23 protein-coding genes are annotated in these 23,415 nt (G+C 61.3%); 7 read left to right on the forward strand and 16 right to left on the reverse strand.

The genetic code is table 11. The features are described 5' to 3' along the window. Positions 1-4: 4 nt before the first annotated feature. The 10 genes from pal to ruvC all read right to left on the reverse strand — a co-directional run bounded on the left by pal (position 5) and on the right by ruvC (position 8,121). Complete coding sequence (gene pal, locus FGE21_RS12245; RefSeq protein WP_139663582.1) at positions 5-511, reverse strand: peptidoglycan-associated lipoprotein Pal; 507 nt, start codon at positions 509-511, stop codon at positions 5-7. A gap of 101 nt (positions 512-612) precedes the next feature. Continuing rightward, the gene (gene tolB, locus FGE21_RS12250; RefSeq protein WP_139663583.1) at positions 613-1,950 is read right to left on the reverse strand and encodes a Tol-Pal system beta propeller repeat protein TolB; all 1,338 of its coding nucleotides are present in this window, start codon (positions 1,948-1,950) and stop codon (positions 613-615) included. After that, the gene (locus tag FGE21_RS12255) at positions 1,947-3,122 is read right to left on the reverse strand and encodes an energy transducer TonB (protein WP_139663584.1); all 1,176 of its coding nucleotides are present in this window, start codon (positions 3,120-3,122) and stop codon (positions 1,947-1,949) included. The genes tolB and FGE21_RS12255 overlap by 4 nt, the downstream gene beginning before the upstream one ends. Positions 3,123-3,135: 13 nt before the next feature. After that, complete coding sequence (tolR, locus tag FGE21_RS12260) at positions 3,136-3,621, reverse strand: protein TolR (protein ID WP_139663585.1); 486 nt, start codon at positions 3,619-3,621, stop codon at positions 3,136-3,138. A gap of 3 nt (positions 3,622-3,624) precedes the next feature. Beyond that, entirely contained in the window at positions 3,625-4,320 is a 696-nt protein-coding gene (tolQ, locus tag FGE21_RS12265) for a protein TolQ (protein WP_139663586.1), read from the reverse strand. Positions 4,321-4,432: 112 nt separating this feature from the next. Then, positions 4,433-4,822, reverse strand: a complete 390-nt coding sequence (gene ybgC / locus FGE21_RS12270) for a tol-pal system-associated acyl-CoA thioesterase (protein ID WP_139663587.1) — start codon at positions 4,820-4,822, stop codon at positions 4,433-4,435. Next, entirely contained in the window at positions 4,819-5,478 is a 660-nt protein-coding gene (locus FGE21_RS12275) for a hypothetical protein (RefSeq protein WP_139663588.1), read from the reverse strand. The genes ybgC and FGE21_RS12275 overlap by 4 nt, the downstream gene beginning before the upstream one ends. A 330-nt stretch (positions 5,479-5,808) precedes the next feature. Next, the gene (gene ruvB, locus FGE21_RS12280) at positions 5,809-6,828 is read right to left on the reverse strand and encodes a Holliday junction branch migration DNA helicase RuvB (RefSeq protein ID WP_139663589.1); all 1,020 of its coding nucleotides are present in this window, start codon (positions 6,826-6,828) and stop codon (positions 5,809-5,811) included. Positions 6,829-6,934: 106 nt separating this feature from the next. Then, positions 6,935-7,627, reverse strand: a complete 693-nt coding sequence (ruvA, locus tag FGE21_RS12285) for a Holliday junction branch migration protein RuvA (RefSeq protein WP_139663590.1) — start codon at positions 7,625-7,627, stop codon at positions 6,935-6,937. Continuing rightward, complete coding sequence (ruvC, locus tag FGE21_RS12290; RefSeq protein ID WP_139663591.1) at positions 7,624-8,121, reverse strand: crossover junction endodeoxyribonuclease RuvC; 498 nt, start codon at positions 8,119-8,121, stop codon at positions 7,624-7,626. Before ruvC ends, ruvA begins: the two co-directional genes overlap by 4 nt. A gap of 369 nt (positions 8,122-8,490) precedes the next feature. Between ruvC and FGE21_RS12295 the strand changes: the two genes are divergently transcribed. Then, a complete protein-coding gene (locus tag FGE21_RS12295; RefSeq protein ID WP_139663592.1) occupies positions 8,491-8,709 on the forward strand; it encodes a DUF1127 domain-containing protein in 219 nt (72 codons plus the stop codon). 176 nt (positions 8,710-8,885) lie between these two features. On the opposite strand, the gene FGE21_RS12300 is transcribed toward FGE21_RS12295, so the two are convergent. The 4 genes from FGE21_RS12300 to FGE21_RS12315 all read right to left on the reverse strand — a co-directional run bounded on the left by FGE21_RS12300 (position 8,886) and on the right by FGE21_RS12315 (position 13,899). Further along, positions 8,886-9,176, reverse strand: coding sequence for a hypothetical protein (locus FGE21_RS12300; protein WP_255731546.1), 291 nt, complete (start codon positions 9,174-9,176; stop codon positions 8,886-8,888). Positions 9,177-9,337: 161 nt separating this feature from the next. Next, a complete protein-coding gene (locus FGE21_RS12305; protein WP_139663594.1) occupies positions 9,338-10,213 on the reverse strand; it encodes a 50S ribosomal protein L11 methyltransferase in 876 nt (291 codons plus the stop codon). A 108-nt stretch (positions 10,214-10,321) separates the two neighbouring features. Then, a complete protein-coding gene (locus tag FGE21_RS12310; RefSeq protein WP_139663595.1) occupies positions 10,322-11,557 on the reverse strand; it encodes an MFS transporter in 1,236 nt (411 codons plus the stop codon). Positions 11,558-11,691: 134 nt separating this feature from the next. Continuing rightward, on the reverse strand, positions 11,692-13,899 hold the full coding sequence (locus FGE21_RS12315; protein ID WP_139663596.1) for a primosomal protein N': 2,208 nt from the start codon (positions 13,897-13,899) through the stop codon (positions 11,692-11,694). Positions 13,900-14,074: 175 nt separating this feature from the next. Between FGE21_RS12315 and fsa the strand changes: the two genes are divergently transcribed. The 3 genes from fsa (at position 14,075) to FGE21_RS12330 (ending at position 16,593) form a co-directional block, all read left to right on the forward strand. After that, positions 14,075-14,728: a fructose-6-phosphate aldolase gene (gene fsa / locus FGE21_RS12320; RefSeq protein ID WP_139663597.1), complete on the forward strand. Its 654-nt coding sequence runs from the start codon at positions 14,075-14,077 to the stop codon at positions 14,726-14,728. A gap of 219 nt (positions 14,729-14,947) precedes the next feature. After that, a complete protein-coding gene (locus tag FGE21_RS12325) occupies positions 14,948-15,661 on the forward strand; it encodes a DUF484 family protein (RefSeq protein ID WP_139663598.1) in 714 nt (237 codons plus the stop codon). Beyond that, on the forward strand, positions 15,658-16,593 hold the full coding sequence (locus FGE21_RS12330; protein ID WP_139663658.1) for a tyrosine recombinase XerC: 936 nt from the start codon (positions 15,658-15,660) through the stop codon (positions 16,591-16,593). Before FGE21_RS12325 ends, FGE21_RS12330 begins: the two co-directional genes overlap by 4 nt. A 125-nt stretch (positions 16,594-16,718) precedes the next feature. Here FGE21_RS12330 and lptF read toward each other — a convergent pair whose 3' ends face one another. Then, positions 16,719-17,840, reverse strand: coding sequence for an LPS export ABC transporter permease LptF (lptF, locus tag FGE21_RS12335; protein ID WP_255731547.1), 1,122 nt, complete (start codon positions 17,838-17,840; stop codon positions 16,719-16,721). Between the two features lie 173 nt (positions 17,841-18,013). Between lptF and FGE21_RS12340 the strand changes: the two genes are divergently transcribed. The 3 genes from FGE21_RS12340 (at position 18,014) to FGE21_RS12350 (ending at position 20,176) form a co-directional block, all read left to right on the forward strand. Next, entirely contained in the window at positions 18,014-18,706 is a 693-nt protein-coding gene (locus FGE21_RS12340; protein WP_139663599.1) for a phosphatidylcholine/phosphatidylserine synthase, read from the forward strand. A 187-nt stretch (positions 18,707-18,893) separates the two neighbouring features. After that, complete coding sequence (locus tag FGE21_RS12345) at positions 18,894-19,208, forward strand: hypothetical protein (RefSeq protein ID WP_139663600.1); 315 nt, start codon at positions 18,894-18,896, stop codon at positions 19,206-19,208. Positions 19,209-19,717: 509 nt separating this feature from the next. Then, positions 19,718-20,176 carry a hypothetical protein gene (locus FGE21_RS12350; RefSeq protein ID WP_139663601.1) on the forward strand — a complete coding sequence of 153 codons (459 nt, stop codon included), beginning with the start codon at positions 19,718-19,720 and terminating at the stop codon, positions 20,174-20,176. Between the two features lie 126 nt (positions 20,177-20,302). Here the strand turns inward: FGE21_RS12350 and ileS are convergent, their stop codons facing one another. Further along, positions 20,303-23,236, reverse strand: a complete 2,934-nt coding sequence (ileS, locus tag FGE21_RS12355; RefSeq protein ID WP_139663660.1) for an isoleucine--tRNA ligase — start codon at positions 23,234-23,236, stop codon at positions 20,303-20,305. Positions 23,237-23,415 lie beyond the last annotated feature (179 nt).

The following is a 23,415-nucleotide window of genomic DNA, read 5'->3' on the forward strand; positions in this document are numbered from 1 at the left end:
ACGATCAGCCCACCACTGCGCCACCCGCCAGAACCGTCACGGCCCGGCGGTTCTGGGAATAACAACTCTCTTCAGAGCAGATTTCGATCGGGCGTTCCTTGCCAAAGGACACGACCTGAATGCGGTCGGCGGCCACCCCTTGGGAGATCAGATATTCGCGCGCGGAATTGGCGCGGCGTGCGCCAAGTGCAAGGTTGTATTCCCGTGTGCCCTGCTCGTCGGCATGGCCTTCGATGGTGACAACGTAATCGGGGTTTGCATTCAGCCACCGCGCCTGCCCGGCAAGAATGGTCTGTGCCGTCGGAGATATGCTGGACTGATCCACAAGGAACAACACCCGGTCCCCGATGGCCTCGCGGAAATAGGCAGGGCTCGTCGGATCGCCCGCACTGCCCGGCGTGATCTGCCCCGCGCCACCGCTGCCGGAGGACGCATCGTCCCAACGGGCATCGGAACAGGCCGCCAGGGCCAGGCCCGCAACCAGAATAACTGCTGTTTTAAGTCTGCTCATTTGAAATCGCCTCGTGTCATCGGACATTTCTTGCCAGTGTGTTACCATATTATGCATGTCTGCGCCACGGGCATCCGTCGCCGGCCCCGTCAGGCGCTCTGTCACTTCTGCAGCGGGGACCAGGATGGATCCGACGCGCCGTCCGGTGTCTTGACCGGTTTCAGGTTTCGCCCTGACACGTCGACAGAATAAAGCCGCGCCTGCCCTGCCGCGCCCTGGGTTTCGCGCGTGAACATGATCACGCGACCGTTTGGCGACCATGTCGGCCCTTCGTCCAGAAACGATGCGGTCAACAGCCGCTCCTCGCTGCCATCGGTGCGCATGACACCGATATGGAACCGGCCCGCGTTCTGCTTGGTGAAGGCAATATAGTCCCCTCGCGGCGACCAGACCGGCGTGCCATAGCGCCCCTGCCCGAAGCTGATCCGCTTTGCCTCGCCGCCGGTGGCGGCCATGATATAGAGCTGCGACGCCCCGGAGCGGTCGCTTTCAAACACGATCTGGCTGCCATCCGGCGAGAAGGAAGGCGCGGTCTCGATAGAGGGGGCGCTGGTCAGGCGTTGGGTGGCACCGCTGTTGATATTCATCGAATAGAGGTCGGAATTGCCACCTTCGGATTGCGAATAGACGACCGTCTGACCGTCGGGCGCAAAGCGCGGGGCGAAGCTCATTATACCGTTGCCCGCGGACAGGATCCGGCGCTGCACCTTGCCAACGTCCAACACATGGATCTGCGGAAAACCGCTTTCATAGCTGGTATAGAGCACCCGATCCCCCGTCGGCGAGAACCGGGGCGCCAGGACGATATCGTTGGAGCTGGTCAGATACTGCACATTGGCACCGTCATAATCCATGATCGCCAAACGCTTTTTGCGGTCGTTCTTCGGTCCCGTCTCCGACACGAACACCACGCGGCTGTCGAAATATCCGCCCTCCCCCGTCAGGCGCGAATAGATCGTGTCCGCAACTTTGTGGGCAATCCGACGCCAGCCTTCGGCCGTGCCCGACAATTGCAGACCGGAACCGAGCTCCTGTCCGGCAAACACATCATAGGCCCGGAACCGCACGCTGATCCGGTCGCCAGACACATTCACGGCACCGGTGATCAGCGCCTGCGCGTTGATGGCCTTCCAGTCGGTGAAATTCACCGCCGCGTCGAAATCCGAATAGGACGAGATATAGGCGACCTTCGGGATCTCGCGAAACAGCCCTGACCCCACCAGATCCGAGGCAATGACCCGCGCGATATCAGCCGCATACTGCGAGGCGGCCGGGGTATCCGCAATGAAATCAGGCGTCGCAAAAGGCAGCGGTTCGATCACGCCATCGGTGATTTCGATCCGCAACGGCCCGTCCTGTGCCTGTGCCTGCCCCGGAGCCCCGGCAATCGGCAACAGCATCGAAAGGCCAAGGAATAGTGTCGCCAAAGCGTTTCTCATTTGATCCGCATCCTTTCGGGATTGAATGTCATCTCAATATCACGCCACTGGCCGTATTTGTCAGTGGGAAGATCAAAACCTTTCGCCCCGCAGCGCATAATTGCGCGCCGGGCCGCCTCATAGGCCTGCGTTGCCGCCCCCTGCGACCCGCCGGAGCTGGACAGCATCCGTATCGAACCACTGTCGGGCACGCCCTCGCGGGACAGCGACATCGCGACGACCACCGTTGTCCGCAGCGCTTCGCTCGACAGGGAGCCGACGTTCCAGCACTGTGAGACTGCAATCCGCAGCGCATCCCGTTCTCCTTCGGTCATCGGCGGGCCGGAGGGGTCGTCAGCCTGAACCTCCCCCGCGCCGGACAGCGCCTGTGCCAGCGCCTCATCCACGGCTGAACTCTCAACCTCGGGTGTTGGTTCCGCTGCCGGTTCGGTTTTCTCATCACTCTGGGCCGACTGTGGCTCTGACGCCGCAGGTGTCTCAGGTGCCACAGGCCGCTGCGGCGCCGCGCTGGCGGGACGGCTTTTGGGGCGCGACGTAGCGAGAGGCGCCGTCGGCTCCGCGTTCTCGGCCTCCGCTTCGGTCACGATCCGGTCACTCGCCGCTTCGGGGGCGGTTGCATCCTGCACCGGTTGCGGGGCCTCGCCGCCGTCATCGGGGGCAATCGCTTCGCGCGCAATCTCATCCACCTGGGTGTCCGGCTCCGGTGGCTTCACCGGTTCCGGCGCAACCCGGTCGGTCGGGCGAGCGGCTTCGGGTTCTGCGGTTTGCGGCAAATCGCGTACCGGCTCCGGAACCGCAGGCGCATCCGGCACAAGGCTTGGGACCTCTGGTGTGGGCTCCGGCGCGGGCGGCTCCGGCTCGGCCTCCTCCACCGGCGTTTCAATGGGGCGTGGCTGGTCGGCCGGCGCAACCGGGGCAGGCTCCGGGCGGTCCGGGATCGACGGGGTACTTTCGGCCACCGAGGGGACATTCGGGGCAACCGGTGCAACCGGCACCTCTGCCACCACCGGCGCGGCGCGCTGTTCGCTCAGCCGGGCAAATTCCTCGGCCGAGATGATCGAGACATCCTGACTTTGAAACGGCAGAGGGTCAGAGTGGAACCACCCTCCCGCAAGCGCCCAGGCAACGAGTAGCCCGTGCCCCGCAACAGAGATCTTTGTGCCTGTTTGCACATCGGCCCCCGACTTATTCGCCCTGAGGCGCAGGTCGCCCGTCGAGCGTGGGCCCGCCGGTGTCCGTCACCAGCCCCACATTGCCAAAGCCACCGGCATTGAGCGCGCCCATGATCTGCATCACGTCACTATAGGCAATGGCCCCGTCAGCCCGCAGATAGACCCGCTCCGAGGTTCGTTCCGCTGCAATCGCCCGCAACCGCGCGACAAGATCATCCCGCGCCACGGGCGTTGTCTGGATCTGGATCTCGCCGCTGGCGGTCATGGTCACGGTCAGCGGCTCTTCCTCCTCACCCGGCAAAGCCCCGGCTGCGGTCTTTGGCAACTCCACCGGCACGCCCACGGTCATAAGCGGCGCGGCCACCATGAAGATGATCAACAAAACCAGCATCACATCGACAAAGGGGGTGACGTTGATTTCGGCCATCGGACGCGAGCGCGACCGCCGCCGTCCGCGTCGCCGCCCCCCCGCATCAGACTGTTGTACAGCAGCCCCCATGGCTCAGCCGTCCAACTGACGTGAAAATATGGTGGCAAACTCGTCGGCGAAGGCCTCGTATCCGCCGATGATGCGATCGGCATCTGCGGACAGTTTGTTGTAGAAGATCACCGCCGGAATAGCGGCGAGCAGGCCCAGCCCCGTGGCCATCAGCGCCTCGGCGATGCCCGGCGCCACAACCGCAAGGTTGGTATTTTGCTGCTCTGCGATTTCGATAAAGGCGTTCATGATGCCCCAGACCGTGCCGAAGAGCCCGATGAACGGGGCGGTGGAGCCGATGGTCGCCAGGATCTGCAACCCGCTCTGCAGGCTTTCGCTTTCCTTGGAAATCGCCACATCCATGGACCGGTCGATCCGCGCCTGCGCGCCGGGGATCAAGGCGCCATCCGTGCGATGGCTGCGACGCCACTCCGTCATGCCCGAGGCAAAGATACGCTGGCAATGCCCGGAAGGGTCCTGCCCGATGTCGTCGAACAGCTCATCCAACGGGTTGCCGGACCAGAAGGACCGCTCGAACACCTGCGCCTCGCGTCTGGCGGAGCGGTAGGTGAAGAGCTTCTGCAGAAAAATCGACCAGGACCAGATCGACGCCCCGATCAGCAGGATCATCACGAATTTGACCGTCAGCGTCGCGCGCGCAAACAGTCCCCACATGGAGAAATCAATCTCCTGCGCCAATGCCAGAGTTTCTGCTTCCATCTGCCTGCTCTATCGCCAGTTGCCGCGTCGTTTGATGCGCGCGGCCCAATTGTCGCCGACGTTAGCGGAAAACCCGCAGCATTGCCAAGGAAACAGCGCGAGGCGCCCCTGTTTATCGGAGCGATGCGCGAACTTCTGCCGGAAGCCGCAGGGGCTTGCCGCTGTGCATATCCATGCAGACAGCCGTGACAACGGCGCGAAACAGCTCTTGCTCCGCCCGGTGCACGACCTGCGCCATCGTGAGGCGCGCAGAGGTGACTGAAGTGATCTCGGTCTCTACGACCAGCTCATCCTCGAACCGCGCCGGTGATCTGTAGTCGGCCTCAATGCGGGTCACCACCCAGACGACCCCATTGTCCCGCATCGCATTCTGATCCACGCCCATGCTGCGCACGAAATCGCTTCTGGCCCGCTCGATATAGCGCAGGAAATTGGCGTGGTAGACGATCCCGCCCATGTCGGTGTCTTCGTAGTAGACCGTGACCGCAAACCGATGTGTCACACCGCGTGCTCCTCGGTCGGCAGGGCCTGCAGTCGCGCATAAAGACGCAGCGCATGACTGGCATTATCTGCAGCGACCGGCATCACCCGATCATAAGCCGCGGCAATCACCCCGGCAATCTCGGGCCGCAGAATGGTGTTGCCTCCGCCCGGCAGCACCGCCAACGGGGACGCATCGGAAAAGGCGTGATTTCCCCAGAGGAGCACGGCTTGCACCGCCTGCGTCAAGGCAAGCGTTTCCGCCGGGATCCTGGCCATTTCCCCTTGCATGCGCAGGAAGACAAAGGCCGCCTGGATGCCGCCGCCGTCGTCAAAGCGAAACGCGCGATACTGGCTGGCCCCCTCTCCGGAGAGGCGCCGCACCAGAGTGGGCAACTCGGGTATCATCCGATCCAGGTCAGGCACATCCAGCAGCTCTTCCCAGTCGCGAAAGAAGAAGAACATGAGGTTGGCCCCCAATTCAGGATCCGTCTCCACCATCTGATGGCCCGCGAGCGTCACCACGGCCTCCACTGCGCCTTTCAGTGTTGCGAGTGTCTCGTCCTGCACGCCGAAAACGATCGGTGCAATCGGCCGTCCCCAACGCGCGAAGACATAGCTTCCGTCTTCGCGGGTGAACAACCGAGTTATGTCTTCAGGTGTCATCAATGCGGTCATGAAACGGGGTCCGGATTTCTGCGCTGTGCTCTTGCCCGGATCTATGGCGCAAGAGAAGATCGATCAAGGGGAACTCCGCGGCGCATGGGTCCCTTCCCTTTGGTCACCCTCAGTCCTGGTACCGTCTGGCGCGCCTATTCCGCCTGCCTTGGGACGAGGCCAGCCCGGCAGGGCCAGCACGGGCCTGTCGCAAAGGGCCTGTCACAAAGGGCCTGTCGCAATGCCCCCCTCATAACAGGCCTCTCACAACGGCCAGAGACAGGAGGGATGCGCCCTGCCCCTTGTCGCGCCCTGCGATCACGCCGGTTGTTTCAGAACACATCACCGCGATCAGGAAAACAGATCATTTGCGGATTTTGGCGGCGCCAGTCCGAGATGAGCCCAGGCCTTCTGCGCCAGCATCCGGCCCCGGGGGGTACGCTGGATCAAACCCTGTTGCAGCAGATACGGCTCGATCACCTCCTCCAGCGCATCCCGGCTCTCGCTCAGGGCGGCTGACATGGTCTCAATTCCCACTGGCCCGCCCCCGTAATTTTCAGCGACCAGACGCAGATACCGCCGGTCGGCACCGTCCAGACCCAATTGGTCCACCCCCAACCGGGTCAGCGCATTATCCGCCAACTCGCGGGTAATCGTTCCATCGCCCTCGACAACCGCAAAGTCCACCACGCGGCGCAGGAGCCGCCCGGCGATCCTGGGGGTGCCGCGCGCGCGCCGCGCGATCTCCCGGGCGCCCTCATCATCCGCCGGTGCGCCCAATTTCCGGGCATTGCGGCTGACGATTTCAAACAGCTCGTCGATGGTATAGAACTGGAGCCGGGTCGGAATGCCAAACCGGTCCCGCAGCGGCGTTGTCAGCAACCCCATTCGCGTTGTCGCCCCCACCAACGTGAAGGGCTGCAGCTCGATCCGCACGGTCCGCGCGGCCGGCCCCTCGCCAATGACCAGATCGAGTTCAAAGTCTTCGAGCGCCGGATAAAGCACCTCCTCAACCGCGGGATTCAGGCGATGTATCTCATCTATGAACAGCACATCCCGCGATTCGAGATTGGTCAGGATCGCAGCAAGATCCCCCGCCTTTGCCAGCACCGGACCAGAGGTCATACGAAAATTCACCCCCAGTTCCCGGGCAATGATCTGGGCAAGCGTGGTTTTCCCCAAGCCCGGAGGGCCATGAAACAGGGTATGGTCCATCGCCTCATTCCTGCGACGGGCACTTTCGATAAAGATCCGCAAATTGGCACGCGCTTCGGCCTGTCCAATGAATTCCGACAACCCCTGCGGGCGCAGGGCCCGGTCATTGTCGCCTGGCAAAGGGTCAGGCCGCAGGGTCGGGTCCGCGTCAATCATGTCCACCCACCCGGCTGCACCTGCACGGCTCGGCGCACATCAGAACTGCGCGGCAGCCGGACAGGCGGATCTGCGTGCGGCATGTGGTTTCAGTTATATTCATGCCCTAGCCCTTTGGCGCCAGCAGCCGCAGGGCTGCCCGGATCAAATCCGCCTCGTTTGCTTCTGGCGCACCGGCAGCCGCTTCGGCAACCGCTGCGGCCGCGTCAGAGGGCCCATATCCGAGATTGCCCAGCGCAGAAAGAGCTCCGGCCGAGGCTGCGGCCGCGCCCGAAGGCGCCTTGGGTGCAGGTTTGCGCGCGGCTTTTTTTGCGCCGCCCCCCTCCGTTGGCTCGATGACCTCCGCCAGTTCGGGTCCGTCCAGCGCCTGACCAACGGTCGCGCCCATCGCCATGACACCCGGCGCCTTGTCCTTCAGGTCGAGCACAATGCGCTGCGCCGTCTTCGGCCCCACGCCCTTGGCAGCCTTGACCGTCGCCCAGTCGCCCAATGCGATGGCGCGGCTGACCCCGTCCGGCCCCAACGTCCCGAGAATGGCGAGCGAGACCTTTGCACCAACCCCCTGTACCGACGTCAGCAAACGGTGCCATTCCTTTTCGACCAGCGACGTGAACCCATAAAGCTGCATCAGATCTTCGCGCACCAGCAATTCGGTGTAGAGCTGCACAGCCTCTCCCACCGCAGGCAGGCTTGCCATTGTGCGGTCAGAGCAATGGACAATGTAGCCGACGCCGCGAACATCGATCATGATATGGTCAAGCGCTCTGTAATCGAGCCGCCCGCTCAACTTCCCGATCATCTGGCCACCTCTTTCAGTTGTCGCTGTTTCGTGCCACCGTAATAGGCGTGACAGATGGCAATCGCCAGCGCATCCGCCGCGTCCGGGCCTTTGGGCGCGCAGCCGGGCAGTTGCAGCTTGACCATATGCAGCACCTGCTCCTTTTCCGCATGCCCGACGCCCACCACCGTTTTCTTGACCCGATTGGGCGCATATTCGCCGACCGGAAGCCCGGCCTTTGCCAACGTCAGCAACGCCACGCCGCGGGCCTGGCCGAGCTTCAATGTCCCTGCTCCGTCCTTGTTGACGAAGGTTTGTTCGATCGCGGCCTGATCCGGCGCATAGGCAATGATGATTTCGCTGACCTGATTGTGCAGGGACAGCAGCCGCTCTCCCAGATCATCGCCGTCAGAGCGGCACACGCCATTGGCGACATGGCTCAGCCGTGCCCCATTTGATTCGATCACTCCCCATCCAAGGGACCTGAGCCCCGGATCAATGCCCAGTATTCGCATCCGCCCGCCCGATCTTCGCCAGTAGATTTCTTTATTATGGTCGCGGCCTAGCACAAAACGCGAACACAGCCAAATGCTTTCCCGTGCCTACTCAAAGGAGCGAGGCAGGTCTCCGGCAATCCGATGAGCAGAATCTGGACATCTTTCCCCACCCCCATGACCGAATACGACCCCCGGAAGACCAGCGGCGACAGTTTTTCAGCGTTTGGCCTGCTCGCGAAAAAGCCGTTATCAATATGCCCAAAAGTTATGCAATCCCTGCATGGGACATATGCGAAAATCATGCTTGTGAGGGGGCGCAGCGGCCAATATGTGCCGCCCATCGCACTGATGCGACATCACTGAAACCTGATCAAAGAGAACGTGGATATGGCTGCATTTGACACCACCCGCACCGCCCAAGGCACCTCCGGCCTGATCGGCCGCATCGGCGCTCTTGGACATTCAATTATAGCGGCAATCCTTGCATGGAATGACGTGCGCATGACCCGCAAGGTCCTGTCCGCGCTGACCGACCGGGAACTGTCCGATATCGGGCTGACCCGTGGCGATCTGGACTCCATCGGAGCGGATTCCTCGCTGATCTGAGGCCGCCCGACAGGCCGCCCCGACAGGCCCCGCCGACCAGACGCAGATCTCGTGCCATCTGGGCCGCAGGTTGCATTCTGGAAGGCTGCGTGGTCGGCCCCTGACATCCGAATGACAAAGCGCGTCGCTGGGCTGATCCGGCGGCGCGCTTTTCGTCTCGGAGGTGCGGATATGGTCTAGCGAAAGAGCGGAACCAACTTTTCGGCGATTGACGCAGAGAGAGGGTCGCTCTGCATGATCAATGCGCCGCCCTGCTCCAATGGGGTTCCCTTGCGCAGCTCGGCCACCCTGAAATTATAGCTGTCAAACCCGATAGAGGCCATCAGGAGCCCCTTGAACATCAGCACAGCGGCCACAAACAAGACGAGAGATCGCAGCGCGATGCGGGATTGAACCACCTTTCGCGGCTCAACCACGATCAAACCATCGGAGCGCATTCTGGCCACGTAACTCTGGCCAGATTTCACGTGTTTTCGGTCCAACCGACGAAGTCGATTTCGAAATTCTGCGTGTTGTTCATTCATTGTGGAACCCCGACCTGGCCCCCACCAGCGGATCGTTCGAAGTTAGGAAGGAATTATGGCGAAAGGAAGGCAGATGCTTAAAAGTCGATTAAACTGCCTGGTACTCAGGCTCCACGACGGAGAGTCAGCGTCGTCCACTCACCAATCTCGTCGCGTTTGACCAGATTGATGCCATTCTGTGCATAAACCGCGATCACATCATCCGCCTGCTCATTCAGGATACCGGACAGAATCGCATATCCCCCCTCGCGCAAATGCGCGGCCATATCGGGGCTGAGGGCGACCAGCGGCCCCTTCAGGATATTGGCAAAGATCAGATCATAGGGCGCAACGTCGTGCAGAAGGGGCGCGTCAAACCCAGCGGCCTCAAGGCAGGTCACTGCCCCTTTCATGCCGTTGGCCTCCATATTTGCCTCGGCCACATCCACGGCCACCTGATCGATGTCGCTGGCCAGAATGTCAGCCCCCTGCCACACACGGGCGGCGGCCATCGCAAGCACCGCAGTGCCACAGCCAATGTCCGCAACTTTCGTCGCGGCAAAGCCGTCCGACAACAGCCGGTCCAGCGCCCGCAGGCAGCCCAAGGTGGTTCCGTGGTGTCCTGTTCCGAATGCCATCGCCGCCTCGATCAACAGCGGGATTTTGTCTTCGGGACGCTTGTCGGCATCATGGCTGCCGTACACGAAGAACCGGCCCGCCTCCACCGGTGCCAATTCGCGGCGCACATGAGCAACCCAGTCCGTCTCCGGCAACTCGGACACGGCGAAGGGTTTCGCGCCGTGCAGCGTCGCCAGAAGCGCCAGCCCGGCCTGATCTGGTGCTTCGGTGAAATATCCGCCGACTTCCCATAGGCCCGACCCGTCTTCGACCTCGAAGACCCCGACCCCGGTTGGCTCTGGCGTCAGACGTTCCATCGCCTCGCCCAATGCCTCGGCCTCGGATTTTCCGGTCAGCGTGGTCAGCGCGGTAAAGGTGGGCATAGGGCAAACTCCGAAGAAGGTCAGGGCCGCGCGTCGGCGCGACAGGTGTCACCTCTGCGCCTACGCGACGCTTCGGTACAGGGTCAAGGGGCGACCCGTGCAGCGGGATTATTCAGCCGGTGCCGTCACGGCGAAACGCGCGAAGATCGTCTCGTTTCCCGGCTCCGGATGACGCGGGATCATCAACGACAACGCGAGAGAGACCAGCGCCATGGCAGCCGCGAGCGCAAAGACGGCAGCCGGGGACAGGACCCACAACAAGCCCAGAAGGATCGGCAGGAACACGGCAGCGATGTGGTTGATCGTAAACGCGACGGCTGCGGTCGGGGCAATATCGGCGGGGTCGGCGATTTTCTGGAAGTAGGTCTTGAGCGCGAGCGCAAGCGCGAACAGGATATGATCGATGACATAGAGCGTCGCCGCGAGCACGACCCCCCATCCGAACCAGTAAATGCCGCCATAAAGCGCAAAGACGACCGTCAAGCCGACGTATTCGCAAATCAGCGTCCGACGCTCGCCAAACCGCGCGACAAGACGCCCCAGCAAAGGCGCCACAACCATGTTTATCAGAAGGTTGATCAGGTAGAGGCTGGTGAGGTGGTGCACTTCGAAGCCGAATTTCTCCACCATCATGAAGCCTGCGAAGACCACGAAAATCTGTCGGCGGGCCCCTGACATGAACTGCAGTGCGTAAAACAGCCAATAGCGTTTGCGCAGAACCATTTTCTTGTTCTGCGGTGTCGGCCCGTCAAACTGCGGGATCGCCAGCAGGCAAAACACGCCGACCACGGCAGTAAAACCACCCGCCAGCATATACACAACATTGTAGGACAGATTGAGCGGCTCCCACAGCACCACGATAATGCCGTAGACCACCAGGGTCGCCGCTGATCCGGCCGCCACCAGCCACCCCAGCATCTGGGGGGCGCGCGCCTTGGTCAGCCACTGCAATTGCAGCGATTGGGCGACGGTTTCGAAATAATGAAAGCCCACAGAGCTGAGCACAGTGATCATCAGGATGCCCTGCAGGGTCGGAAACCAGGCTGTGAGTGCCGTTGCCACTCCGAGCAGCACAAGCGACAACAGCCCAAGCACCTGCTCTCGGATGAAGATGATCAGAAAGATGACCAGAAACGCCAGAAAGCCGGGAATTTCGCGAACAGTATGCAGCAATCCGATGTCTGCGCCATCAAAGTTGGCCACCTCGATCACAAAATTGTTCAGCAGCGCCGACCATGTGTTGAAGGCGATGGGCATGGCGATCGCCATGAGAAAAAGAAGCGTCACAGGGCGGCGCCAGAACGGAAGGCTGCGGGCCTGATCAAGGGTCAATGGCGAAGTCATAGCGTGGCTTTAGAACGCTTTTCCCGACATGACCAGTCGAGAATTGTACCAGACCAGGTGCTCAGGCGGATCGAAGCTGCGCCCGGCTCGCACATCCCCTCCGCTCGGTCAGCTATGCCGCGGCCTCTTTGGGGTCAGAAGAAGTTTTGCGGGTCGATGTCCACGTTCAGACGCAAATCGCCCTTGAGGCGGAACGGCGCGATCCAGCGGGTTATGGCCTCTTGCAGCGGCACGCCCTTGTCCGCCTTGACGAGCAACCTGACCCGATGCCGCCCGCGGATGCGCGCAATCGGCGCCGGAGCCGGGCCGAACAGCTGTGCGCCCGCCTGTCGCAACGGGCCGTCGTTGCGGGCCAGCGCATTCCCGAGGTCAAACACCTGCGCCAGATCGCTGCCGGACAGGATGACCCCAGCCATCCGCCCGTAGGGAGGGACCCCTGCGGCCCGTCTCTGCTCTGCTTCGGCCCGCCAGAAACTCTCTTCATCGCCGGACACGATGGCACGGATGACGGGGTGTTCCGGTTGAAAGCTCTGCAGCAGAGCCTCGCCACGGCGCTCCGCCCGCCCGGCCCGCCCGGCAACCTGCCGCATCAGCTGAAATGTCCGCTCCGCCGCGCGCAGGTCAGACCCCTGCAGCCCCAGATCTGCATCAATCACCCCAACCAATGTCAACAATGGGAAGTTATGCCCCTTGGCCACCAATTGGGTTCCCAGAATAATGTCGGCCTCGCCCTTGGCGATTTCCTCGATCCGCTGCTTGAGCGCCCGGGCCGTGCCAAAGAGATCCGAACTCAGAACCGCGATCCGGGCCTCGGGAAACAGCGCTGCGGCCTCTTCGGCCAACCGTTCGATACCGGGTCCGACCGGCGCCATCTTGCCCTCGACCTTGCAGGACGGGCATTCCGTCGGCACCGGTTTGGTTTCCCCGCATTGGTGGCACATCAGCCGTTTCAGGAACCGGTGCTCGACCATACGGGCATCACAGTTGTCGCAGGCCACCTGAGCGCCGCAGGCCCGGCAGATCGTCACAGGGGCGAACCCGCGACGGTTGAGGAACAACAGGGATTGCTCTGCGCGCTCGATCCGCGCGGCCATCGCCTGTTTCAGGCTGGGCGAGATCCACGTGGATGGCAAAAGCTCCTCGCTTCGCATGTCGACCACACGCATGTCCGGCAAGATCGCGGGACCGTACCGGGAATTCAGATCGAGACGCGTGTATTTCCCCGCCTCTGCATTGGCCCAGGTTTCCAGCGACGGCGTCGCCGAAGCGAGCACAACCTGCGCATCGCACAAAGACGCGCGCCAGACCGAAAGATCGCGCGCATTATAGAGCACCCCCTCTTCTTGCTTGTAGGAGGTGTCGTGTTCCTCATCGACGATGATCAGGCCAAGATCCCGGAACGGCAGATAGAGCGAGGACCGGGCCCCGATCACCAGCTGCGCCGCCCCCTGCCCCACCATCCGCCAGACCCGGCGGCGCTCTGTCATGGTGACACCGGAGTGCCACTCTGCAGGGACGGCACCGAACCGGGCTTCCACACGTTTCAGGAACTCGGCCGTCAGGGCAATCTCCGGCAACAGGACCAGCGCCTGTCGGCCCTTTCGCAGGCAGGCCGCAACTGCTTCGAGATAGACTTCGGTCTTGCCGGATCCCGTAACCCCCTTCAGCAAGGTTGTTCCGTATTGGCCCGAGTTCACCCCCGCCTCAAGCACCTCTGCTGCCCGCGCCTGATCCTCCGACAGGGTCTTGCCCGGCCGCTCCGGGTCCATCGGCGCAAACGGCAGGTCCCGCGGTGCCTCCTCCTCCCGGATGGCACCCTGTTTCACCAGCCCTTTGACAACCGAGGCGGTGACCCCCGCCAGACCGGACAGCTCCGCAGCGGTAAAGGCCGCGCCGTCATATTCATCCATCACGTCCAGCACTTTTGCACGTGCGTCCGTCATCCGGTCCGGGTCCCGGTCGCCCCGACGCAGGACCTTGCGCATCGACGGCGGATCCGCGAGCCCCGGCGCCCGCGTCGCCAGTCGCAGCATCATCGACAATGGGGTCAGCGTGTAGGATGCGGCGCGCTCCAGAAAACGCCGCATTTCGCCCCGCATCGCCGCCAGATCCAGCACCCGGATCACCGACCGGAGCTTGGCGGCATCAAAATCCCCAGCGCCCGGCCCCCACACGACGCCCAGCACCTTGCGCGGACCAAGCGGCACCTCGACAAAGGCCCCGAGGAAACAGCCGCCTTCCGGCGCGCGATAGTCCAGAAGCCGGTCCAGCGGCTGAGCAGTGAGAACCCCAACCCGCGCGCCGGGAGGAAAAAACTCTGGGTTTGGGCTGTCATCCGTCATTCGTGCGTAGACCCGTTGCTTTGGTTGTCCTAGAGTGAGCGCGCTGCAATGTTTCCGCTAACATGCAATCGGACGCGCCCAGAACCGCTTCTTTGTCATTCGCACTTTTCGCGAGACATCCTATCAGGTAAAGCCAAGGCGCACTGAGGCCAAGCCATCCAGAGGACCAAAGCCCATGAAATTCTTCGTAGACACCGCTGAAATCGACGCCATCGCCGAGCTGAACGATCTCGGCATGGTCGACGGCGTCACCACCAACCCCTCCCTGATCAAGAAATCCGGCCGTGACATCATTGAAGTCACCAAGGAGATCTGTGATCTGGTCGAAGGGCCGGTTTCCGCCGAAGTGACAGCGGTTGACGCTGAAACAATGATTGCGGAAGGCCGCAAGCTGCTGGAAATCGCAGAGAACATCACCGTCAAAGTCCCGCTGACCTGGGATGGGCTGAAAGCCTGCAAGACCCTGTCCGACGACGGGCACAAGGTCAACGTGACGCTGTGTTTTTCCGCTAATCAAGCGTTGCTGGCGGCAAAGGCAGGCGCGACATTCATCTCGCCCTTCATCGGGCGCCTTGACGACATCAACATGGACGGCATGGAACTGATCGAAGACATCCGTACCGTCTATGACAACTACGGGTTTGAAACCGAGATCCTCGCGGCCTCCATTCGCACCGTGAATCACATTCTCGACAGTGCCCGGATCGGCGCCGATGTGATCACTGCGCCTCCGGCGGTTATCAAATCGATGATCAGCCACCCGCTGACCGACAAGGGGCTCGATGCATTCCTGGCCGACATCAAGGCCGCAGACATCAAGATCCTGTAATCGTCAGGTCACTGAACCGGGCAATGTTCGGACAATATGGTTTCGGACAATATGAGAGAGGCGTCACCACAGGGTGGCGCCTTTTTCATGCCTCGCTCAGAGGATAGCGGCCTCACCGGGTGACGTCTTGCCCGAGGTGTGATTTTTCGAATTTTAGGCGCGCCTTGGTGATTTCCCATGTTATACTGCGCAAAACCCGATCAGAGGTTGGTGACGAGCATGAGCAGTATGAACGCCGGACTGGATGACAGTCTGCGTAAGAAAATTATTGAAAAGCCCGGTATGGTCCTGGACGATCCCAACGTCATGCGTGCGTTGGTGGCCGCCAATGAACGTGCCATGGGGGCCAATATCGTCGATTTGCGCGGCATCGCGATGGACCGGCTGGAAACCCGGCTGGATCGGCTGGAGGACACGCATCGGTCCGTGATCGCGGCGGCCTACGAAAACCTCGCCGGCGCAAACCAGATCCAACGCGCCGTGCTGCGCCTGCTTGATCCGGAAAGCTTTGCCACCTTCATGGAGGTCTTGCGCGGCGATCTGCAGGATATTCTGCGCGTCGACGGGATGGCGCTGATACTGGAGACCACCCAGCAAGAAGCCGGTGCCGCCGTGGAACGGGTCGGAGATCTGCTGAAATTTACCGAAGCCGGTTTTATCGAGAGCTATGTCTCCGCCAAACGGTCCTATGGCAGCGACCGGCCGGTCATTCTGCGCCAGATCGGGGCCGGGCTGCCCCGGATCTACGGCGAGCGCGCGGCCAATCTGCGATCAGAGGCCTGCCTCAGGCTGGACCTTGGCCCCGGTCGCCTTCCCGGTCTTTTGGTCTTCGGCGCCGACGATCCAGACCAATTCACCCCCCAGCACGGCATCGATCTGCTGGCCTTCTTTGGCGGCGTTTTCGAGCGGTGCATGCGCCGCTGGCTCGCGTGACTGCGGGCGATCCGGCACTGATTTCACCTGCGGCGCGGGACGCGTTGCAGACCTGGCTGCTCGGCCTCAGTGCATTGGAGGGGGCCGCCGACAACACCCTCACGGCCTATCGGGGCGATGTGACCGAGTTTTTGATGTTCATGAGCCTGCATTTCGGAGAGCCGCAGGGATTGGGCGCGCTCCGGCACATCACGACGGGCGATATGCGGGCCTGGATGGCCGGGGCTCGTGCATCGGGGACCGGCGCTCGCTCGCTGGCGCGCAAGTTATCGGCGGTCAAGAAATTCTACGGCTGGCTTGCCCTGCGCGAAGGGTTTGAAGCCACCGCCGTGCTGTCGATCCGCGCCCCGAAATTTCAAAAGAAACTCCCCCGCCCCCTCGATACGGATGCCGCACGGTCGATGATCGAAACCGTCGAGTTACAATCTCAGCAAGACTGGGTTGCCGCGCGGGATGGGGCAGTGGTGACGCTTCTTTACGGCTGTGGCCTGCGCATTTCAGAGGCGCTCGCCCTGACCGGGCGCGACGTGCCGCTGCCCGCAACATTGCGCATACGGGGCAAGGGCGACAAGGACCGGGTAGTGCCGGTCATCGAAGCCGCACGCAAAGCGGTTGATCGCTACATCCATCTTTGCCCCCACCCGATGGAGCCGGATGCCCCTCTGTTTCGCGGCGTTCGTGGCGGCCGCCTGCAGGCCCGGATCATTCAGGGGGTCGTGGCCGATGCCCGGCGTCAGCTGGGGCTGCCTGCCTCGGCCACGCCTCATGCAATGCGCCACAGCTTTGCCACCCACCTGCTTGAGGCCGGGGGGGACCTGCGTGCGATTCAGGAACTTTTGGGGCATGCCTCCCTGTCGACGACACAGGCCTATACAGCCGTTGACAGTGCACATTTGATGGAGGTCTACAATCGCGCCCACCCCAAGGCCTGAGAGCGCGAGATTTGACGCCCCTCGCTGACCGCGCCGGACTACAGCGCGCCGGGCGAAGGGCACGCCGGACCGTTTCGAACCCAGGCCACATCGAACGCCACGTCGGGCAGAGATCTGTGCCGCCTTCAGCCCGTCTTCGGCCGGAACAGTCGCAGTGGCCGCCCGGCCAAAGACAGGAACCCTCCGGCCACCAGACACCCCAGAACAGTCGGAAGGTGATAGATCCACCACATCTGCGGATTGTTCAGGACCAGGCCCGAGGCCCCGCCCCTCGCGGCTTCGACACCGATCAACAGGACGAAGGCCAGACCGATCTGGGTCCATAATCCGAACCGGGAATGGGCGCCCGTCATCAGGGCGGTAAAACCGATCATCGCCACAGCGATACAGATGCCGATCCAGGACAGACGTTCGTGCAGCTCCTCAACCAGCTGGCCTTCGGAATATCGCCCCTCGGCGATCAGCTCCGCGCGGGCGGACATCAACGTGGAGGTCGGCAAGGCCCTCAGACTGTCCTGATCCTGCGTCTCCAGATTGCCGTAGCGGGATATATCTACGGTGAGGTCATCGAACCACGTGGCCGACAGCTCTTCTGACGCGGCATCAAACCGCGCCACCATCCCGTCCACCATCACCACATAGATCGCATCGTCTTTCTGGACCATATAGGCCTCGGCGGCGGTATAGGTCAGGGGCCGCGCCGGGGCGCGCCGGTCGGATATATACACGTCCCGCAGTGTCCCGTTCGGTTCGATCGTGCCGAAATAGACCACAACCCCATCCATCGGATGCAGGAACGTGCCCTCCTTGAGCAATTTGGCGGCAAGATCCTGTTCCAACTCGGCCTCGCGTTCCTCAAAAGCCTGCAGGGAGGCCGGACGCAGGACGGTGGTAATGGTCCCGATCATGGCCGCAGCCAGAACCGCGAACAGAAGAACGGGACGCGCCAGACGAAACGGGCTGGCACCGGTCGCCTGCATGACGACCAGCTCGCTTTCGCGTCGCAGGCGGTTGGTGACATAGACGACGGCGGCAAAGATCGCCATCGGCATCACCGTGCGCAGCAAGGTCGGCAGGGTCAAAGCCGTCAGCTCAAAAAACACCCAAGGCGAATGCCCGCCGCCGAGAAGTGTCGAAAACAGGCTGATCGAGCGCGAGATCCAGAACACGCCCGCCAGTACCAATGTGAAAAAGCTCCACATCACAATCAGCTGGCGCAGGACATATCCATCGTATCGTGCAATCATCGGCTTTCAAGATCCCAGAAAGTTCTGTCCGGAGCGGGTGGCGCCATAGGCGTCCAACACAACGGGCTGTGCAAGTGTATTCTCAAGCGACCCACCAGACAACTCACCCAATACAGAGCCGACAGGTGCGCTTCCGGGTTGCGGCTGGTGCAGAAATTCGTCATCACAGTCAAATGTCAATTGAACTCCGCGCCCTGTCCGTACACCTGTTGACTGCAACTGGTGCCGTGTTTGCCATGCTGGCCATGCTGGCAGCCGTCGAAGCCAAATGGGATCTCATGTTCCTGTGGCTGGTCGTGGCATTTGCCGTCGATGGTATCGATGGTCCACTTGCGCGTCACTACGATGTAAAGCGGAATGCCCCGCAGTTTGACGGGGTTCTGCTGGATCTGATCATCGACTACCTGACCTATGTCTTCATCCCGGCCTTTGCCCTCTTCACATCAGGCCTGATGTCGGGCTGGACCGGTTGGGCCGCGATTATCGTGATCACCTTTACCAGCGCGATGTATTTTGCCGACACGCGGATGAAAACCAAAGACAACTCGTTCTCAGGCTTTCCGGGCTGCTGGAACATGCTGGTTCTGGTGATTTTTGCACTGGAACCCAACCATTGGTTCAGCCTCGTCCTGGTGACGTTGCTTTCGGCGACGATGTTTGTGCCGCTGAAGTTCATTCACCCCGTACGGACACAAAGATGGCGCACCGTATCGCTGCCGGTTGCCTTGCTGTGGACCGCGCTTGCGGGCTGGACCGCCTGGGTGGATTTCTCACCCAGCCCAGTGGTCCATACGGCGCTGTTGATCACCTCCCTTTATCTGCTGTTTGTGGGGGTGGCGCAGCAGCTCATTCCGGCCAAGTCCTGACGCTCTTGATCCTGGGAATTTTTCGGCGTTTCGGTCTGGTTCCCTAACATTTTCCGTAAAAACGCGCAGTTTTATTGTTTTTTGGTGCTTGAGACGGTCAAAATTCGCCGAATTAAGTAAAACGTTAAACAAATCATCGGAATATCTCTGGATACGTATACCGTATTCATGTTGAGGAGTGACATCGATGTCGACGCCACGCAATGACCCGGAAGAGATCGCCAATCTGCCCTCGGTGGCAGCCCGCTACAAGGCTGCCAGCAATACAGCTTCCTCCCAGCAACTGGCGCGTGCCATGGCGCAGCTGCAAAAATCTGCTGCCGGTGCTGTGTTTCCGCGCGAGGTCAGGCCCAATGACCAACCGGCCCCGAAGCCGTCCCTGCCCAAAGCTGCAAAGACCCGCGAGAGTGCCGAACTTGCGGTCATGACACGGCGCGGGCACTTTGGCGCATCCGAGCGCGAAGCCAGTCGCCGCTATGCCGGTGCAAAGGCTATCATCTAATTCGGCCCACCGGGCGTTGCTCTGTGCAGCCGTTAAAGCTCTGTGCGGTCGTTAAAAATTTTTGAAAAGACGACCGACTTTGGAATCGACGGGCCTCGCTGCTTCTGCCTGCCGGTTGACCGACCGAACGAAGCTGCCCGGATCGTCCGACAGTTTTTTTCATCAGGCGTTCCGACCCTGAAGCACCGGCTGATTTCACCCGAAGTGTCTGCTGGCACTCTGCAAATACCGTCTGCCTCCCAGATCAATATCGCCACTCAGGCCGCGATCTCGCGCGGCACCGGAGGCGCGCGTCGGTGCACCGCAGGCTGAGCGCCGAGCACTGCCGCCATAGAACTTCAAATTTTATCGAAGACCAGTTTTCAACTGCAATCTCTGCTATCCTAAACGCTATATTTACCTGAACACGCGTTCAGCGATCCTTCAGGTGTCAGCCGAGTGATCAGCCAAGTGATCAGCAGATCACAAGCCGATCCAGTGCCCGACACAGATGTGAAAAGGGGTTTGATATGATTGTAGCCATGCGCGCATACGCCAATGCGCCGTCCAGCATAGCGAATGTGGCGGTTCTCACGCAGTCCGACACCGTTGTGTCATCTGCTGCGGCCAGTGGCGCCACTGGCGCGGAATTTGCCAATAGCCGACTTGGAAATTTCCTGAGCGACGATCCGGCGCCCAAAGACCGTGACCTTGACACGCTGATGAGCGGTGACACGCTTGGACTTTATGACAAAGGCCCGGACGCCCCGACCAGAGAACCGGCGTCGCGCTCCGATGTGCCGGTCGCACCCGCGCCCGAAAACGTGGAACCGATCAGTTTGCCGCCAACCGAAAGCCTGCTGAACAGCCAGATGCAACAAGCTGAGGCTGCACGACAGGAGATCGTATTCAAAGGCGCGACCTCAGGCAGCTATGCGCAGCAGATGTACACCAACACTCAGGATGTCCTGTCACGTATCGCAGCCTGATCTCCACCAGGCCGCGGCCCCCGCTCCCTGCCCCGTTCCCTGAGGCAAGCGCAATGAGCAGAGATTTAGCGAAAACAGCCCGGAGATCAAACTCCGGGCTGTTTCACGATTCACCGCTTCGGCGGGTTAGCCATCCAATGCGCTGCTGCACCGTCCGCAGGTGCCCGGATGGGCATGCGTTCCGACGTCCGGCAGGATCTTCCAGCAGCGCTGGCACTTCTCCCCCTCCGCCTTTTCAAACACCACGGACACGCCTTCCACTTCCGGCAGACGATAGGCTTCGGACGGGCTTGGGTCCCCGGTGAGCTGTATATCAGAGGTGATGCAGACATCCGCAAAGGGCACTGACTTCAATGCGCTCAGGACTTCCGCCTCGCGGACATGGACCACAGGGGCGGCTTCGAGAGAGGCGCCGATGACCTTGTCGGTCCGCTGAACCTCCAATGCGGCCGTAACAACACGGCGCGCCTGACGCACTTTGGCCCATTTCGCCGCGAGCGGCTCGTTGATCCAGTCGCGGGGCGTATCGGGCATATCAATCAAATGCACCGAGCTGTCCTCCCCCGGGAAACGCTCCAGCCAGACCTCTTCCATCGTAAAGACGAGGATAGGAGCCAGCCATGTCGTCAGGCGGTGAAACAGCACGTCCAGCACCGTCCGCGCGGCGCGGGCCTCCAGCGTATCGCCATCACAATACAGCGCGTCCTTGCGGATATCGAAATAGAAGGCCGACAGGTCCACCGTGGCGAAGTTAAAGATCGCCTGCCACACACCGTTGAAATCGAACGATTTATATCCTGCCCTCACTGTGTGATCGAGTTCGGCGAGACGGTGAAGGACCCATTGTTCCAGCTCAGGCATATCGGCCGGAGCAACGCGCTGATCCTCGCTGAATTCCCCCAAGGACCCCAGCATGAACCGCATTGTGTTGCGCAACCGGCGGTAGCTGTCGGCCGTCCCCTTCAGGATTTCCGCACCGATGCGCTGGTCCGCGGTGTAGTCGGCCTGGGCCACCCAGAGACGCAGAATATCGGCGCCATATTGTTTGATCACCGCGTCTGGAACGATGGTATTGCCGAGCGATTTGGACATCTTCATGCCCTTTTCGTCCAGCGTGAACCCGTGGGTCACCACATTCCGATAGGGAGCGCGGCCCTTGGTGCCGCAGGCCTGCAGCAGGGAGGAATGGAACCAGCCACGGTGCTGGTCGGTGCCTTCCATATAGACATCGGCGATGCCGTCCTCTGTGCCATCCGCCCGGTCCCGCAGCACAAACGCATGGGTGGAGCCGGAATCGAACCAGACGTCCAGCACATCGAACACCTGCTCATAGTCGTCAGGATCCGCGATGCCCGCAAGGATCTGGCTCTTGAACCCATCCTCGTACCAGACATCGGCGCCTTTTTCCTCAAACGCGGCCTTGATACGCGCGTTGAGGTCGCTGTCGCGCAACAGGTAATCGGCATCCGTCGGCAGCGCACCTTTTTTGGTAAAGCAGGTCAGCGGCACGCCCCAGGCCCGCTGCCGGGACAGCACCCAGTCCGGGCGGGATTCAATCATCGAGTAGAGACGGTTGCGGCCGGTCTGTGGCGTCCATGTCACCAGTTCGTCGATTGACCGCAAGGCGCGTTCGCGGATGGTGTCGCCATATGCGCCCATCCCGTCGTCCAGCTTGCGGTCGACACCCGCAAACCACTGCGGCGTATTGCGATAGATGATCGGCGCCTTGGAGCGCCAGGAATGCGGGTAGCTGTGTTTGATCTTGCCACGCGCCAGAAGACCGCCGACCGCGACCAGCTTGTTGATAACGGCCGCGTTGGCATCGCCCTCACCGCCCTTGCGGTTGAGGATGTATTTCCCACCAAAGAACGGCAGATCGGCGCGGAAGCCGCCATCGTCCATCACGTTGTAGGTGATGACCTGTTCGAGCATACCGAGGTCGCGGTAGAGTTCGAATTCCTCCATCCCGTGGCTCGGCGCACAGTGGACGAAACCGGTGCCTTCGGTGTCCGTCACGAAATCAGCGGCGCGGAAGTCGCGGATGTCGTCCCATTCGCCATTGCCACCTTCGGCACCGGCCAACGGATGGGCAAGGCCGAGACCGGCCAGCTCATCAGCCGTGACATCCGCAATGCGGCTGTACTGGTCTTCGGACAGGCGCGCACGTTTGAACACATCCGCCGCGAGATTATCCGCCAACAGATATTTATCGCCAACGCTGACCCAGCATTCATCTGGTGTGCCGGTGACCTCATAGAGGCCGTAAGAGATCGCCTCGCCATAAACCACTGCCTTGTTGGACGGAATCGTCCACGGCGTGGTCGTCCAGATCACAACATATGCGCCCGCCAGCTTGTCATCTGCGGGTTCAACCACCTTGAACTTCACCCAGATCGTGAAGCTCTCCTTGTCGTGGTATTCAACTTCTGCCTCAGCCAGGGCGGTCTTTTCAACCGGGGACCACATCACCGGCTTGGAGCCCTGATAGAGTGTTCCGTTCATCAGGAACTTCATGAACTCATCCGCGATCACCGCCTCGGCGTGATAGTCCATGGTGATATAGGGATCGGGCCAGTTTCCTGTGATCCCGAGACGTTTGAACTCCTCGCGCTGAATGTCGATCCAGCCTTCGGCGAATTTGCGACACTCCTGACGGAATTCGATGACCGGGACATCATCCTTGTTCTTGCCCTTCTTGCGGTACTGCTCTTCGATCTTCCACTCGATCGGCAGACCGTGGCAATCCCAGCCCGGAACATAGCGCGCATCATGGCCCATCATCTGATGCGACCGCACGATCATATCCTTGATCGTCTTGTTCAGCGCATGCCCGATGTGCAGGTGACCGTTGGCATAGGGCGGTCCGTCATGCAGGGTGAACGGCGTGCGTCCTTCCTTGGCGCGAAGCCGGTCGTAGACACCGATTTGCTCCCAACGTTCCAGCCATGCGGGTTCGCGTTTGGGAAGACCTGCGCGCATAGGGAAATCGGTTTTGGGCAGGTTCAATGTGTCTTTGTATTCGGGGTATTCGGGCGTGTCTTGGGTCGTTTCGGCGCACATATCAGTGGCGTCCTTTTCCATCAACGGGTCGAGAGAGGGGATATTCGGTTCGGTGCGATCACTCAAGCACCTTTGCCCGGCGTCTCGTTCTATGTCAGAGCGCCGGGGTCGTAATTCGAATTATGATGGCCACGCGTCGTGTTGCAGTCGGGGTCATGCCGCCGCTTATAGAACGATGT

The sequence above is a fragment of the Phaeobacter sp. B1627 genome (assembly GCF_006265095.1).
Classification (GTDB): domain Bacteria; phylum Pseudomonadota; class Alphaproteobacteria; order Rhodobacterales; family Rhodobacteraceae; genus Epibacterium.

Bases quoted from the DNA above. Each gene is read 5' to 3' on its own strand.
- ruvC (WP_139663591.1), bottom strand. From the start codon at position 8,121: ATGCGAATACTGGGCATTGATCCGGGGCTCAGGTCCCTTGGATGGGGA.
- ileS (WP_139663660.1), bottom strand. From the start codon at position 23,236: ATGTGCGCCGAAACGACCCAAGACACGCCCGAATACCCCGAATACAAA.
- tolB (WP_139663583.1), bottom strand. From the start codon at position 1,950: ATGAGAAACGCTTTGGCGACACTATTCCTTGGCCTTTCGATGCTGTTG.
- FGE21_RS12310 (WP_139663595.1), bottom strand. From the start codon at position 11,557: ATGACTTCGCCATTGACCCTTGATCAGGCCCGCAGCCTTCCGTTCTGG.
- tolQ (WP_139663586.1), bottom strand. From the start codon at position 4,320: ATGGAAGCAGAAACTCTGGCATTGGCGCAGGAGATTGATTTCTCCATG.
- FGE21_RS12275 (WP_139663588.1), bottom strand. From the start codon at position 5,478: ATGACCGCATTGATGACACCTGAAGACATAACTCGGTTGTTCACCCGC.
- ruvA (WP_139663590.1), bottom strand. From the start codon at position 7,627: ATGATCGGGAAGTTGAGCGGGCGGCTCGATTACAGAGCGCTTGACCAT.
- FGE21_RS12340 (WP_139663599.1), top strand. From the start codon at position 18,014: ATGTCAATTGAACTCCGCGCCCTGTCCGTACACCTGTTGACTGCAACT.
- ruvB (WP_139663589.1), bottom strand. From the start codon at position 6,828: ATGATTGACGCGGACCCGACCCTGCGGCCTGACCCTTTGCCAGGCGAC.
- fsa (WP_139663597.1), top strand. From the start codon at position 14,075: ATGAAATTCTTCGTAGACACCGCTGAAATCGACGCCATCGCCGAGCTG.
- pal (WP_139663582.1), bottom strand. From the start codon at position 511: ATGAGCAGACTTAAAACAGCAGTTATTCTGGTTGCGGGCCTGGCCCTG.
- FGE21_RS12345 (WP_139663600.1), top strand. From the start codon at position 18,894: ATGTCGACGCCACGCAATGACCCGGAAGAGATCGCCAATCTGCCCTCG.
- FGE21_RS12295 (WP_139663592.1), top strand. From the start codon at position 8,491: ATGGCTGCATTTGACACCACCCGCACCGCCCAAGGCACCTCCGGCCTG.
- FGE21_RS12315 (WP_139663596.1), bottom strand. From the start codon at position 13,899: ATGACGGATGACAGCCCAAACCCAGAGTTTTTTCCTCCCGGCGCGCGG.
- tolR (WP_139663585.1), bottom strand. From the start codon at position 3,621: ATGGGGGCTGCTGTACAACAGTCTGATGCGGGGGGGCGGCGACGCGGA.
- lptF (WP_255731547.1), bottom strand. From the start codon at position 17,840: ATGATTGCACGATACGATGGATATGTCCTGCGCCAGCTGATTGTGATG.
- FGE21_RS12325 (WP_139663598.1), top strand. From the start codon at position 14,948: ATGAGCAGTATGAACGCCGGACTGGATGACAGTCTGCGTAAGAAAATT.
- FGE21_RS12305 (WP_139663594.1), bottom strand. From the start codon at position 10,213: ATGCCCACCTTTACCGCGCTGACCACGCTGACCGGAAAATCCGAGGCC.
- FGE21_RS12350 (WP_139663601.1), top strand. From the start codon at position 19,718: ATGATTGTAGCCATGCGCGCATACGCCAATGCGCCGTCCAGCATAGCG.